Raw genomic sequence first — 12,868 nt, forward strand, 5'->3', positions numbered from 1 at the left:
CAGGTTTCGTGTCGCGCCGTGATATTGCGGCATACACCGCCCCTGTAGGAGCTGCCGCAGGCTGCGATCTTTTCAGGGCTTGCGGGTGAGCCGGGTGAGAATCCGATCCAGCGCATTGGCAAACGCCTGCTTCTCGCGCTCGCCAAACGGCGCCGGGCCGCCGCTCATCTGGCCCTGCTCCCTGAGATCGGTGAACAGATTCCGCACCGCCAGCCGCTCGCCCATGTTCTGCGCATCGAACTCCTTGCCGCGCGGATCCAGTGCCGCCACGCCCTTCTTGACCAGCCGATCGGCCAGCGGAATATCGCTGCAGATCACCAGCTCGCCCGGCACGGCGTGCTCGACCAGATAATCATCCGCCGCATCCGGCCCGCTCGGCACCACGATCAGTTTGACGATGGCCAGCCCCGGCTTGGTCTGCGGCTGCCCGGCTACCAGCACCACTTCGAACTGGCGCTTGAGGGCGAATTTCACTACAAGATCCTTCGCCGCCCGTGGACAGGCGTCGGCATCAATCCATACACGCATGTTCTTGCCTCCAAAAAATTCGCGAGCAGGCTCGCTCCCACAGGATACATACCGAACCTGTGGGAGCGAGCCTGCTCGCGAATATGAGCGCAGCGAATGCCTTTATGCAGCCGAAACCCGACGCTTCTCCGCCACCCAACTGCGCCCATACAGCACAGCAATCGCCACAATCGCCACCACCTGCGCGGTCAGCGAATAGGCATCGGCATGGATCCCCAGCCAGTCGAATTCAAAGAACGCGACCGGCCGTGTGCCGAAGATCCCGGCTTCTTGCAAGGCCTTGACGCCATGCCCGGCAAACACCACCGACAGCGCGCACAACAGCGCAGCGTTGATGCTAAAGAACAAGGTCAGCGGCAGTTTCGCCGAGCCGCGCAGAATCACCCAGGCCAGGCCGACCAGCAGCACCAGCGCCGTCGCGCCGCCGGCCAGCACGGCGTTGTGCCCGGCTGGACCGGCCTGCAGCCACAGGGTTTCGTAGAACAGGATCACTTCAAACAACTCGCGATAGACCGAGAAGAACGCCAGGATCGCAAAGCCGAAACGTCCACCGCCGCCGACCAGACTGCTTTTGATGTAATCCTGCCAGGCCGCCGCATGACGGCGGTCATGCATCCACACGCCGAGCCACAACACCATGACGCTGGCAAACAGCGCGGTGGCGCCTTCCAGCAACTCACGCTGCGAACCGCTGACGTCGATGACGTACGCCGCCAGTGCCCAGGTACCCAGACCTGCCAGCAGTGCCAGACCCCAGCCAACGTTGACACTGCGTACTGCCGATTGCTGACCGGTATTGCGCAGGAAGGCGAGGATCGCCGCCAGCACCAGAATCGCTTCCAGGCCTTCGCGCAGCAGAATCAGCAGGCCGGAGATGAAGCTCAGCGACCAGCTCAGACCATCGCTGCCCAGCAGCCCGGCGGATTCCTTGAGTTTGGCTTTGGCCGCGTCCAGACGCTGTTCGGCCTGCTCGACCGGCAGACCATCCTGCAATGACTGCCGATACGCCATCAGCGATTTTTCGGTGTCCTTGCGCACGTTGGCATCGACGTTATCCAGCGAGCTTTCGACCAGTTCGAAGCCTTCCAGATACGCCGCCACCGACAGGTCATAGGCCTGATCGTGTTCACCGGCGCGGTAGGCCGCGAGGCTTTTGTCCAGCGTGGCGGCGGTGTAATCGAGCAACTGCGCCGGACCGCGCTTGACCTGCGGCGGTTGCGCGCGCTGGGCACGGAACGTCGCCGCGACCTCTGCGCCCTCGGCAGCCTGCACCTCGGCCGGGGTCTGGCGGGCCAGGTCGGCGATGTTGTAGACCTTGTCGGACTTGGCGGCCGCCGCATCGGCGCTGAAGCCGGCGATGTAGGTGGCCAGATCCCAGCGCTGGCGATCATCGAGCTGATCGGCGAACGCCGGCATGTCGGTGCCTTCGACGCCCTGGCCGAGGGTGCTGTAGATCGCGTACAGACTCAGGTGATCCATCCGCGCAGCGTCGCGCAGGTTGGCTGGCGCAGGGGTCAGACCGACACCGGCCGGGCCGTCGCCAGCACCAGTGTCGCCGTGGCACACCGAGCAATTTTGCGCATACAGCGGCGCACCGCGTGTCGGGTCCGGAGTGATGATCGGTGCCTGGCTGACTTCATAAGCCACCGCCAGTTTCGCCCCCAGCTGTCGGGCCTGACGGGCGACATCAGCACCGTCCTGCTTCGCAGTGATGGCGGCGTGCAAAGATTCGACGCCCTGTTCCAGCGCGGCTTTTTCCGGTTTGGCTGGCAATGCAGTGATCAAGCCTTGCAGAACCTGGGTGAATTCCAGCTGCTCGCGGTATTCGCCATCGTCGATGACTTTGCCTGCCGCGACCGTCGGCGGGTAATCGGCACTGATGTAATCGAGCAGGTGCAACGCTTGCGGCGCGCCTTCCACGGTATCGGCCAGCAGCGGCAGGCTGCTCAGGGACAATAACGGGAACAGCAGCCAGGCCAGCAATCGGGACGAGGCAGTCATGAACGAATCTCAAATGGAAATGCGAAGTTACATATTGTTCACTTCGAAGACATTTCTCTCAAGCTTTGTCGGCGTTTCGCTTTGATTGGCAGGAAATACCCGGCAGACGGCAGCAGCGTTTGTCGCCGAGTATTGCCGCACTGCCCGCTGCCGATTGACGCTCGATCAAGATCGCAGCCATTTGCCACCATCCACTTTATACTGCCCGCCCCAGAGCATTTGCGCGCAAGGAATCAACCTCAATGCGGAGTCTTCCGTTCGTTTTGCTGCTTTGCGTCGCTGTTCAGTTGAGCGGTTGTGCCGCCTATCGCAACTACGATCTTGAAATGCAGCAGACCACCGAGCAAATGACCCGGGGCAATCTGACCGGGGCTCTGGCACTGGTGGAAATGAACAACCCGTGGGAAGACAAGGATCTGCTGTATTACCTGGAAAAAGGCGCGATCCTCAGCGCTGGCAGTGCCCTGCCCGACAGCCAGGACGCCTGGCGCAATGCCGACCGCATGATCTTCCAGCGCGAGGAAGCCAACCCGTCCGGCGCGATGAAATTACTGGCCCGTTTCGGTGATGAAATGGGCACGATGCTGGTCAACGACAAGCTGCGGCGCTATGAAGGCTACGATTACGAAAAGGTCATGTTGACTACGCAAATGGCCTTGAACCAGCTATCCGTCAATGACTTTGCCGGCGCCCGCGCAGACATCAGGAAAACCCACGAACGCGAAGCATTGATCGCCCGCCAGCGTGAAAAGCAATACGAAGCGGCCGAGGAACAGGCAAAAGCTCAAGGCAAAGTTCTCCATTACAAGGAACTGGAAGGCTACCCGGTCGCCTTGCTTGATGCGCCGCAGGTCGTTGAGCTGAAAAACGGCTATCAGAGTGCGTTCAGCCACTATCTGGCCGGATTCACCTATGAAGCCCTCGGCGAACGCGCCCTCGCGGCGGCCGGTTATCGTCAGGCGATCGAACTGCGGCCGGATATGCCCTTGCTGCAAAAGGCCCTGCGCAATCTCGACAAACCGCCAGCGAAAGCCGATGAAAGCGATGTGTTGCTGATTATCCAGAGTGGCCTGGCCCCGGCTCGCAGCTCCGTGCAGGTGCCGATCCCGGTTCGTCTGAACGAAACGCTGGTCATCATTGCGCCCATTTCATTCCCGGTGATGGTGCCGGACGCGGTCACACCCAACTTCAGCCATATCACCGTAGACGGTCGCAAACAGCCGTTGGTAGTGATCAATAGCGTGACCGATATGTCCATGCGCACACTGCGCGACGACATGCCGCAAATCATCTCGCGGGCGATGTTCCGCGCCAACATGGCCGCCATCGGTCAAGCGCAGGAAAACGAGCGCAACCCGGCGAAAGCCTCGTTGATCGTCACTCAGCATGATCCGTTCGAAGAAGCCGACACCCGCACATGGCGAGCGTTGCCGGACAAGACGCTGGTCGCCCGCCTGCGCTTGAAAAAAGGCCTGCATACCTTCCGTTTTGCGCCTGCGTCCATCGACCACCCTTTTGAAATGCGCGTCGACCAGGACCGCCAGATTCTGCACCTGCGGGTATTCCGGGATCAGGTCTATACCGTCGGATCAGCCTTTGTACCGAATCAAAAACCCGCGTCGGATACACCCGCTTCTGCGGAGAAGTGATGGCACCGCATCTGAAAATGCACCCAAAAAGCTATTACATAGCCATCACCCCACGTTTATAATGCCGCGCCCTCGCCCAGCGAGCCGGCATCAAAAGCTCCTCACGCATGAGGAATTGGCAGGAGGCCAGCGCCACCGTCGATAGGTCACACCAGCCCGACCAGCACACGCGGCTGCAAGTTTTGTTACTCAGGGAAGAAGTACCCATGGCATTCCGCGCTCCCATGCTGCTCGCGCTCAGCGCCGTCACGCTGTTGTCCGGCTGCGCAGCGTTTCGCAACTACGATTCCGAACTGGCCCAGACCAATCAGCAACTGGCATCCGGCAACGTCGACGCCGCGCTGACCCTGCTGGAAAAGAACAACACCGGCACCGACAAAGACCTGCTCTATTACTTCGAGAAAGGCGAACTGCTGCGCGCCAAGGGCGACCTGTCAGGCAGCCAGAACGCGTGGGGCAGCGCCGATCAGGTGGTCGGTCAATGGGAAGACGCGGTCAAGCTCGACTCGGCCAAGTACCTGGCGCAGTTCGGCAGCTTCATCGTCAACGACAAGGTGCGTCGCTACGAAGGCTATGACTACGAAAAAGTCATGCTGACCACGCAGATGGCTCTGAACCTGTTGGCGGTCAACGATTTCGATGGTGCCCGCACGGCGATCAAAAAGACTCACGAACGCGAAGCAGTGATCGCTGACCTGCGCGACAAGGAATACCTCAAGAGCGAAGAACAGGCCGAGAAAGAAGGCATCAAGACCCAGTACAAGGATCTGCAGGGTTATCCGGTGGCCAGCCTCGACGCGCCGGAAGTGGTCGGCCTGAAAAACAGCTACCAGAGTGCGTTCAGCCATTACCTGGCCGGTTTCGTTTACGAAGCCCTGGGCGAGAAGGATCTGGCCGCGCCGGGTTATCGCAAGGCTGCCGAATTGCGCCCGAACACGCCGCTGCTCGAGCAGGCGCTGGTCAACCTCGACAAGCCTTCCAAATCCGATGACAGCGACATTCTCATCGTCGTGCAGAGCGGTCTGGCCCCGGCCCGTGACTCGATTCGCGTACCGCTGCCGCTGCCGATTTCCAACAACGTGGTGATCACCCCGTTGTCGTTCCCGATCATCAAACCGGACACCTCCACCGCGCCTTTTGCGCAGATCGGCGTCGACGGCAAGCAGGTCGACCTGACCGCACTGAACAGCACCACCGCCATGTCCCGCCGCGCTCTGCGTGATGACATGCCGGGGATCATCGTGCGCACCACCGTGCGCGCGATCACCAAAGGCGTGGCGCAGAAGCAGATCAACGAAACCAATCCGCTGGCCGGTCTCGCCGTGGGTATTTCTTCAGCAGTGCTCGAAGGTGCCGATACCCGTACATGGCGCACCCTGCCGGACAACACCCAAGTGGTGCGTCTGCGCCTGAAAAAAGGTGAGCATCAGGTTACCCTGCCGAGCGCCGTCGGCGGCTCGGTGGTCAAGGTCACTGTCGACCAGCGCTACCAAGTGATCAGCCTGCGTGCCGTGGGCAACCAGGTATTCGCTGGCGGCATCGCTGCTCACGTAATGCCGAGCGCTGCCGCGACCAACGTCGCCAGCCTCAAACAACCTTAAGAACGGAGTCTTTGCAATGCGCTTGAAGATCATCGCCGTCGCCGCCCTCGCCTTGCTGACAGGCTGCGCTACCCCGCCACCGCCAGAGCCGGGCAGCGCCGCGAGCAAAGTCGTGGCCATGGGCCCGCAGAAACACATCGTCGTCGGCGCCATGCGCGTGGCTCGTGAAAACGGCTTCATGACCGTCAACGTGCAGTTGAGCAACACCCTTAACAGCAACAAGATTTTCTACTACCGCTTCGCCTGGCTCGGCGCCGAAGGTTTCCCGGTTGCCGAAGAAGAAGTGTGGAAAAGCCAGATGATGTACGGCGCCCAGACCAGCTTCATTCAGGCCATCGCCCCGACCCCGAAAGCCGTGGATTTCCGTCTGGAAATCAAGACGCCTTAAGCCCGCCACCCTATTTCTGATTGAGAGAGCTTTCTCATGTTTGCACGCTTTTCCTGCATCGCCGTCATCGCCCTGCTCGCCTCCGGTTGCGCCAACACCTCGCCGACCCTGGGCAGCAAGAACATCAGCTACGGCGACACCAAGGCTGTTGAAACCGTGACCAACGAATTCGGTTCGACCGACCTGCAAATGATCGCCGAGTCGATGACCCGCTCGCTGGCCCAGTCCGGCATTCTGCAGGGCCGTCCGGTGGTTCAGGTCTACGATGTGAAGAACAAGACCAGCGAGTACATCGACACCCGCGAAATCACCACCAGCATCAAGACCCAGCTGATGAAGACCGGTGTCGCGCGCTTTGCCAGCGACAACAATGCAATGCAGAGCCAGGTTGACCAGCTCAAGCTGCAAAACCAGAGCGGTCTGTACAAGAAAAGCACCGTGGCCAAGACCGGCAACATGGTTGCCGCCAAGTACCGCATCGAAGGCTCGATCAGCTCGATCGTCAAGCGCAGCAGCGACTACAAGGACGTCTTCTACAAATTCAGCCTGCAGTTGATCGACGTCGAAAGCGGTCTGGCCGAGTGGATGGACGAAAAAGAGATCCGCAAAACCACGGAGCGTTGATCGATGCGCACATGGATTGGCATGATGGCCCTGGCTTGCGCGTTCAGCGCGCAGGCGGCCCCGAAAGTGGCGGTGACGGATCTGGCGTATCAGGAGCGCGTGGAGCAATACATCCACATCGTTTCGGCGCAGAGCAATCACCGCGAGAGTTACTACAGCACCAGCGGTTCTTCGAGCTACAACGAGATCGAAGCGACCACCAGCTATATCGAACAGGGCGAGTTGCGCAAATTCACCGGCGACATCAAGGGTGAAATCCTGCGTACCGGCATGTTCCAGCTGGTGCAGGGCACGCCGTATACCGCCTCATCCAAAGGCGACGTGTATGACGTGATCAAGCGCATCAAGGCCGGCAACTTCAAAGGCGCCGACTACGTGCTGTTCGGCACCGTGTCCGACATCGATTTCACCCAGGACATCAACGAGCTGGCGCACACCGACAGCTACTCGGCAGTGCTGGGCCTGACGCTGGTGGCGGATTTCAGCCTGATCAATACCAAGACCTACGAGATCACCTCGGCCTTCACGGCGATGGGCGAAGCGCAGGACACCAAACTGGTGAACCATCGCGACATCAAGATCTCGCTGAACCGTCCGCGGGTGGTGCGTGAGGTGTCGAAGGCCTTGGGCGAAGACGTGGCCGGGCAACTGAGCATGCAACTCGGTGGCGGTGACGGTTATGAGCAGCCGCGTGAAGCGCCGCAGCGCAATAATCTGCCGCGTGATACGGCGCCGGTGATTTTACGCTGAGCCGATCTGAGGACTTTTGTGGCGAAGGGCTCTGTGGCGAGGGGATTTATCCCCGTTGGGTCGCGAAGCGGCCCTCGCTATTGATTCAAGACGATTGGGACTGCTGCGCAGTCCAACGGGGATAAATCCCCTCGCCACAAAAGCTCGCTTGCCCCGATGTCTCGGTAGAAATGAAAAAGGCGACCTCTTGAGGTCGCCTTTTTTCTGTCCGAGCGGTTTACGCCGCCGCTTTGCGCAACGTCGCCATGAACGCCGCCGCGCCAATGAATAACCCGGCAAAGGTGCGGTTCATGCGTTTCTGCTGCTTGGGCGTGCGCAACAGGCGCAGCACCTTCGACGCCAGTCCGGTGTATCCGGCCATGACAATCAGATCGACGAAAACCATGGTCACGCCGATCACCACATACTGAATCAGCAGCGGCGCATGGGGATTGATGAACTGCGGCAACACCGCGAGCATGAACACCAACGCCTTGGGGTTGCTGATGTTCACCAGAAAGCCGCGAAACACCAAAGCCAGCGGCTTGCCGATCGGCCGCACTGCGGCGTCATCGCTCATGTCCATGGGCAGCGCCCGCCATTGCTTGATCGCCAGGTAAACCAGATAGGCGACACCGAACCATTTGATCGCATGGAATGCTGTGGCCGAAGCGGTGAGCACAGCGCCAACACCCGCGCCGACAATCGCGATCTGCACCGCCAGACCGATCTGCAGGCCCAGTGCGTTCCAGTAGCCGCGCCAGAATCCGTACTGCAGACCGCTGGACATCGACGCGATGGCGCCCGCGCCCGGGGACAGGCTGATCACCCAGCAGGCGGCAAAGAATGCCAGCCATGTTTGAAGCTCCATCGCACACCTCGGCTGATGCTTGTGACAAATGCCTAAGCTAATGCGGCTTCGTGTGGATGACTACCAGTTTTTTGCTAAATATTGCGGGAAGCTGAGGGCCCCTTCGCGAGCAGGCTCGCTCCCACAGGGGGAACGGATTCCAATGTGGGAGCGAGCCTGCTCCGGGCGGCGTTCCGACGAAGGCGTCGGAACAGACGACGTAGAAATTACTTCTCAAACCCGCTGGAAGGAAACACATCGGTCCCGCGCCAACGCCGCACCGAACGCTGGAAGAACAGGCTGTTCGGCACCTGCACCATGGCGCTGCCGGTGCCTAACTCTTCGGCTTCGACCAGCGTGGTGTAGAGCAGATTGATCGCGATCACCCGGCCTTTGACGCCAGGCTTGTCGGTGGTATCCACCAGCTCGACTACGTCGCCGAGGCGGAACGGCCCGACGGTGAAGATCAGAATCGCGCAGAGCAGGTTCGACAGCACGCTCCACATGGCGAAGAACGCCACCGCCGCCACCGCGACAAATCCCGACAGCGCCGTCCACAGCACCGTGGCCGAAACGCCGAGGCGCTCGAGCACGAAAAGCAGCGCGCTGCCCATGATCAGCCAGCGCAACACGCCGCGAAGCGGCATCAGCAACTGCGGCGGAAACGGATAGCGCTCACCCAGGCGAGTGAGGCCTTTGGCGACGAAACGCTGGGTCAGGTAACCGGCCAGCAGAATCAGCAGAATCTGCGCGGTGAACCACAACGGTTCGACCCACACCGCCGAGAAAGGCAGCTTGAAGGCTTCCATCAGGACAACGCCTCCAGCTCCGCCTGCATGCTTTCCAGGGTTTCCAGCGCTTCCATCCAGGCTTCTTCCAGCTCGGCTTCACGTACCTTCAACTTGGCCTGTTCGGCGAGCAGATCACGCAATTCATTCTTGCGCGCCGGCTCGTAGATATCGCTGTCACCGAGGCTGGCATCGACCTTGGCCAGTTTCTCGTGCAGCTTGCCCAGCTCGGCTTCAAGCTTGTCGGCCTCGCGCTTGTGCGGCGCCAGTTGCTGACGCAACGCTGCCGCCGCCTGGCGCTGCGCTTTCTTGTCGGTCTTGTCCGGGTTGACAGGCGTGTTGCTGACCGGCGCATTGCGCTGACGGTATTCCACCAGCCAGCGCGCGTAGTCTTCGAGATCGCCGTCGAACTCTTCGACCTTGCCGTCAGCGACCAGATAGAAGTTGTCGGTGGTGCTCTTGAGCAAGTGCCGATCGTGAGAGACCACCAGCACCGCGCCGCTGAATTCCTGCAAGGCCATGGTCAGCGCCAGACGCATTTCCAGGTCGAGGTGGTTGGTCGGTTCGTCGAGCAGCAGCAGGTTCGGCCGCTCCCAGGCGATCAGCGCGAGGGCCAGACGCGCCTTCTCGCCACCGGAGAAATTCAGCACCGGCTCATCGATGCGCGCGCCCCGGAAGTCGAAGCCGCCGAGGAAATCGCGCAAGGTCTGCTCGCGCTCACCCGGCGCGAGGCGCTGCAAATGCAGCAACGGGCTGGCCTTGGAGTCCAGCGAATCGAGCTGATGCTGGGCGAAGTAGCCGACCACGGTGTTTTCGCCACGGGTCAGGCGCCCGGCCAGCGGTTCAAGCTCGCCGGCGAGGTTCTTGATCAGCGTTGACTTACCCGCGCCGTTCGGCCCGAGCAGACCGATCCGCGCCCCGGGGGTCAGTTGCAGCTTGACCTTCTCGAGGATGGTCTTGTCGCCATAACCCAAGCGTGCATCGGACAGGTCGATCAGTGGGCTGGAGATCTTGGTCGACTCGCGGAAGACGAAGTCGAACGGCGAATCGACGTGAGCCGCCGACAATTCTTCCATGCGCTCCAGCGCCTTGATCCGGCTCTGCGCCTGACGGGCCTTGGTCGCTTGCGCCTTGAAGCGGGCTATGTAGCTTTCCATGTGCGCACGCTGCGCCTGCTGCTTCTCGTAGGCCTGTTGCTGCTGGGCCAGACGCTCGGCACGGGCGCGCTCGAACGCGGTGTAGCCGCCACGGTAGAGGGTCAGTTTGCTCTGATCGACATGGGCAACGTGATCGACCACTTCGTCGAGGAAATCCCGATCGTGGGAAATCAGCAGCAAGGTGCCCGGATAACTCTTCAGCCACTCTTCGAGCCAGATGATCGCATCGAGGTCCAAGTGGTTGGTCGGTTCGTCGAGCAGCAGCAGATCCGACGGGCACATCAGTGCCTGCGCCAGATTCAGACGCATCCGCCAGCCACCGGAGAAATCGCCTACCTGACGATCCATCTGCTCATTGGTGAACCCAAGACCGGCGAGCAGCTTGCGCGCCCGCGCATCGGCGGTGTAACCGTCGGCGCTGTCGAGTTCGGCGTGCAGGCGCGCCAGCGCGGTGCCGTCGTGGGCCTCCTCGGCGGCGGCAAGCTCGCGTTGCACCTCGCGCAGACGCAGGTCGCCATCGAGCACATAATCGACCGCCAGGCGCTCGAGGGTGTCGACCTCCTGGCGCATGTGCGCGATGCGCCAGTCGGCCGGCAGCAGGCAGTCGCCCGAATCCGGGTGCAACTCGCCGCGCAGCAGGGCGAACAGGCTGGATTTGCCGGCACCGTTGGCGCCGATGAGGCCGGCTTTGTGGCCGGCGTGCAGGGTCAGCTCGGCGTCTTCTAGCAGACGTTGCGGGCCACGCTGTAAAGTCAGGTTCTGAAGTCGGATCATAATGGCGGCGGAGTCTACCAGCTTCGCTCACAACTGGCGCGAGTAGCACGATGTCCTCTGACCTGTGGAGCTTTGCCCTTGATGTCTACGCCCGCCCGGGTGTCGAAGATGCCTGCCTGCAATTGCAAACGGCGGGCGCCAATGTCTGCCTGCTGCTGTGCGGTTTGTGGCTGGAGCAGCGCGCGGTGGCCTGCGATCAACCGCGCGTACGCTTGCTCAAGGCCTTGACCGCGCCATGGGATATCGAAGTGGTGCAGCCGCTGCGAACCCTGCGCCTGCAATGGAAAGCGCGGGCCGTCGACGATGCGGTGGTGGCCGGCATGCGCGAGCAGATCAAATCACTGGAGCTTGAAGCTGAGCGCACCTTGCTGTCACGCCTTGAAGGTGTGGCGCAAGAGTGGACGCGCAACGATGCAGGTTCGGTGACCTGGCTTGAAGACCTGGCCGGCAATGCCGCCAGCCTGAACCGCGACGCGCTGCAAGTGCTGCGCGTCGCGGCAACCGGCACTTAGGAAGCGCTGGTCGGGGTGCTGCTGACGTTCGACGAAGCGGCTGGTGCTGGCGCAGTCGAAGGGGTCGAGTGGGCGGCGGACGACGGTGCCGACGCAGCTGGAGCAGCCGGGGTAGCGGCAGTGGCAGGCTTGGCCGCTGGAGCGGTGGCCGGTTTGGTCGCGGCTGGCTTGGCAGCTGCAGGCTTTTTCACCGCTGGTTTTGCGGCTGGCTTGGCGGCCGGTTTTGCAGCAGCGGCAGGCTTGGCAGCAGCGGGTTTGGCAGCAGGCTTGGCGGCGGCCGGCTTAGCAGTGGTTTTTGCCGCAGGTTTTGCTGCCGATGTTGCGGCTGGTTTGGCAGCCGGTTTTACCGCCACTTTCGCAGCAGGTTTGGCGGCGGCCGGCTTAGCCGCAGTCTTGGCAGCAGGCTTCGCAGCGGCGGTTTTGGCAGCAGGCTTGGCTGCCGGTTTTGCCGTAGGTTTGGCGGCTGCGGTTTTCGCCGGTGCAGCTTTGCTCGCGGCCGGTTTCGCAGCGGCTTTGGCAGGGGTGGCTTTCACTGCTGGCCTGGCTGCAGCAGGTTTGGCTGCGGTGGTTTTAGCCGCCGGTTTTGCCGCGCTCGCCGCCGGCTTCTTCGCTGCAGTTTTCGCCGCTGGTTTGGCAGCCGCTTTCACTGGCGCCTTGGCCGCTGGTTTGGCGGCGGTTTTCGCAACAGCAGGTTTCGCCGCAGCGGTCTTCGCCGGGGCTTTGCTTGCAGCAGGTTTAGCAGCGACTTTCTTCGCTGGTGCTGCTGCCGGTTTGGCCGAGCGCGACGACAGAACTTTGCCCACTGCTTCTTGAACGCGACCAACACCCTGGGCCAGTTTCAGGCTTTCCTGAGCATCGCGCTTGAGTTGCAGAATGTAGCTGCGGGTTTCGGACTGACGATCTTTCAAAGCGTCGAGCAGCTCTTCGAGTTCTTTCACGGAAGACTTGGCTTTGTTCTGAGCCTTGGCTTTGCCGGCAGTGGCGGCGTCCTGCAACTTGGTGCGCGATTTGTGCAGTTTTTCCTGCGCCTTGCCACGCTGTTTTTCCAGCTTGGCGAGCAGTTTTTCAGCATCAGCCAAGGCTTGCGAGCAAGCGTTTTCCAAATGCTCGAGCAGGCTGCCCGACAATTGTTGGAGTAAGTGCAACGGAGTATTTACAGGCTTCTTGGTGGCCGACATGGTTTACCTCCTGGCTGACGTGAGTGCGGCTCATACTAGACCTCTGCTGATACCGCCGCTAGGGCATGTTGACAGTATCTGCACCGTTG

12 protein-coding genes are annotated in these 12,868 nt (G+C 61.3%); 6 read left to right on the forward strand and 6 right to left on the reverse strand.

Features of this window, described 5'->3' with window-relative positions:
* Positions 1-72 precede the first annotated feature (72 nt).
* Complete coding sequence (locus tag AB4N85_RS20595) at positions 73-528, reverse strand: YaiI/YqxD family protein (RefSeq protein WP_041476910.1); 456 nt, start codon at positions 526-528, stop codon at positions 73-75.
* Between the two features lie 102 nt (positions 529-630).
* Entirely contained in the window at positions 631-2,529 is a 1,899-nt protein-coding gene (locus AB4N85_RS20600; RefSeq protein WP_095181268.1) for an FTR1 family protein, read from the reverse strand.
* A gap of 242 nt (positions 2,530-2,771) precedes the next feature.
* Here AB4N85_RS20600 and AB4N85_RS20605 point away from each other — a divergent pair, with 242 nt between their 5' ends.
* From AB4N85_RS20605 to AB4N85_RS20625, 5 genes are all read left to right on the forward strand, one after another.
* Entirely contained in the window at positions 2,772-4,178 is a 1,407-nt protein-coding gene (locus AB4N85_RS20605; protein WP_150637080.1) for a COG3014 family protein, read from the forward strand.
* Between the two features lie 206 nt (positions 4,179-4,384).
* Positions 4,385-5,779, forward strand: a complete 1,395-nt coding sequence (locus AB4N85_RS20610; RefSeq protein ID WP_056791673.1) for a COG3014 family protein — start codon at positions 4,385-4,387, stop codon at positions 5,777-5,779.
* Between the two features lie 16 nt (positions 5,780-5,795).
* Positions 5,796-6,167 carry a YcfL family protein gene (locus tag AB4N85_RS20615; protein WP_095181265.1) on the forward strand — a complete coding sequence of 124 codons (372 nt, stop codon included), beginning with the start codon at positions 5,796-5,798 and terminating at the stop codon, positions 6,165-6,167.
* Between the two features lie 36 nt (positions 6,168-6,203).
* Positions 6,204-6,791 (forward strand): penicillin-binding protein activator LpoB, encoded by a 588-nt coding sequence (gene lpoB / locus AB4N85_RS20620; protein WP_016772610.1) that lies wholly within the window; start codon positions 6,204-6,206, stop codon positions 6,789-6,791.
* A 3-nt stretch (positions 6,792-6,794) separates the two neighbouring features.
* Entirely contained in the window at positions 6,795-7,541 is a 747-nt protein-coding gene (locus AB4N85_RS20625; protein WP_252868454.1) for a penicillin-binding protein activator LpoB, read from the forward strand.
* Between the two features lie 217 nt (positions 7,542-7,758).
* On the opposite strand, the gene rhtB is transcribed toward AB4N85_RS20625, so the two are convergent.
* From rhtB to AB4N85_RS20640, 3 genes are all read right to left on the reverse strand, one after another.
* Positions 7,759-8,391 (reverse strand): homoserine/homoserine lactone efflux protein, encoded by a 633-nt coding sequence (rhtB, locus tag AB4N85_RS20630; RefSeq protein WP_024014759.1) that lies wholly within the window; start codon positions 8,389-8,391, stop codon positions 7,759-7,761.
* A gap of 206 nt (positions 8,392-8,597) precedes the next feature.
* Positions 8,598-9,179, reverse strand: a complete 582-nt coding sequence (locus AB4N85_RS20635; protein ID WP_056791670.1) for a mechanosensitive ion channel family protein — start codon at positions 9,177-9,179, stop codon at positions 8,598-8,600.
* Positions 9,179-11,089, reverse strand: a complete 1,911-nt coding sequence (locus AB4N85_RS20640) for an ATP-binding cassette domain-containing protein (RefSeq protein WP_252868455.1) — start codon at positions 11,087-11,089, stop codon at positions 9,179-9,181. The genes AB4N85_RS20635 and AB4N85_RS20640 overlap by 1 nt, the downstream gene beginning before the upstream one ends.
* Before the next feature lie 50 nt (positions 11,090-11,139).
* Between AB4N85_RS20640 and AB4N85_RS20645 the strand changes: the two genes are divergently transcribed.
* On the forward strand, positions 11,140-11,601 hold the full coding sequence (locus AB4N85_RS20645; protein WP_095181264.1) for a TIGR02444 family protein: 462 nt from the start codon (positions 11,140-11,142) through the stop codon (positions 11,599-11,601).
* On the opposite strand, the gene AB4N85_RS20650 is transcribed toward AB4N85_RS20645, so the two are convergent.
* Positions 11,598-12,779 carry an AlgP family protein gene (locus AB4N85_RS20650; protein WP_252868456.1) on the reverse strand — a complete coding sequence of 394 codons (1,182 nt, stop codon included), beginning with the start codon at positions 12,777-12,779 and terminating at the stop codon, positions 11,598-11,600. The genes AB4N85_RS20645 and AB4N85_RS20650 overlap by 4 nt on opposite strands.
* Positions 12,780-12,868 lie beyond the last annotated feature (89 nt).

It is taken from the genome of Pseudomonas sp. H1_G08 (assembly GCF_054681355.1).

Bases quoted from the DNA above. Each gene is read 5' to 3' on its own strand.
- AB4N85_RS20595 (WP_041476910.1), bottom strand. From the start codon at position 528: ATGCGTGTATGGATTGATGCCGACGCCTGTCCACGGGCGGCGAAGGAT.
- AB4N85_RS20600 (WP_095181268.1), bottom strand. From the start codon at position 2,529: ATGACTGCCTCGTCCCGATTGCTGGCCTGGCTGCTGTTCCCGTTATTG.
- AB4N85_RS20605 (WP_150637080.1), top strand. From the start codon at position 2,772: ATGCGGAGTCTTCCGTTCGTTTTGCTGCTTTGCGTCGCTGTTCAGTTG.
- AB4N85_RS20610 (WP_056791673.1), top strand. From the start codon at position 4,385: ATGGCATTCCGCGCTCCCATGCTGCTCGCGCTCAGCGCCGTCACGCTG.
- AB4N85_RS20615 (WP_095181265.1), top strand. From the start codon at position 5,796: ATGCGCTTGAAGATCATCGCCGTCGCCGCCCTCGCCTTGCTGACAGGC.
- lpoB (WP_016772610.1), top strand. From the start codon at position 6,204: ATGTTTGCACGCTTTTCCTGCATCGCCGTCATCGCCCTGCTCGCCTCC.
- AB4N85_RS20625 (WP_252868454.1), top strand. From the start codon at position 6,795: ATGCGCACATGGATTGGCATGATGGCCCTGGCTTGCGCGTTCAGCGCG.
- rhtB (WP_024014759.1), bottom strand. From the start codon at position 8,391: ATGGAGCTTCAAACATGGCTGGCATTCTTTGCCGCCTGCTGGGTGATC.
- AB4N85_RS20635 (WP_056791670.1), bottom strand. From the start codon at position 9,179: ATGGAAGCCTTCAAGCTGCCTTTCTCGGCGGTGTGGGTCGAACCGTTG.
- AB4N85_RS20640 (WP_252868455.1), bottom strand. From the start codon at position 11,089: ATGATCCGACTTCAGAACCTGACTTTACAGCGTGGCCCGCAACGTCTG.
- AB4N85_RS20645 (WP_095181264.1), top strand. From the start codon at position 11,140: ATGTCCTCTGACCTGTGGAGCTTTGCCCTTGATGTCTACGCCCGCCCG.
- AB4N85_RS20650 (WP_252868456.1), bottom strand. From the start codon at position 12,779: ATGTCGGCCACCAAGAAGCCTGTAAATACTCCGTTGCACTTACTCCAA.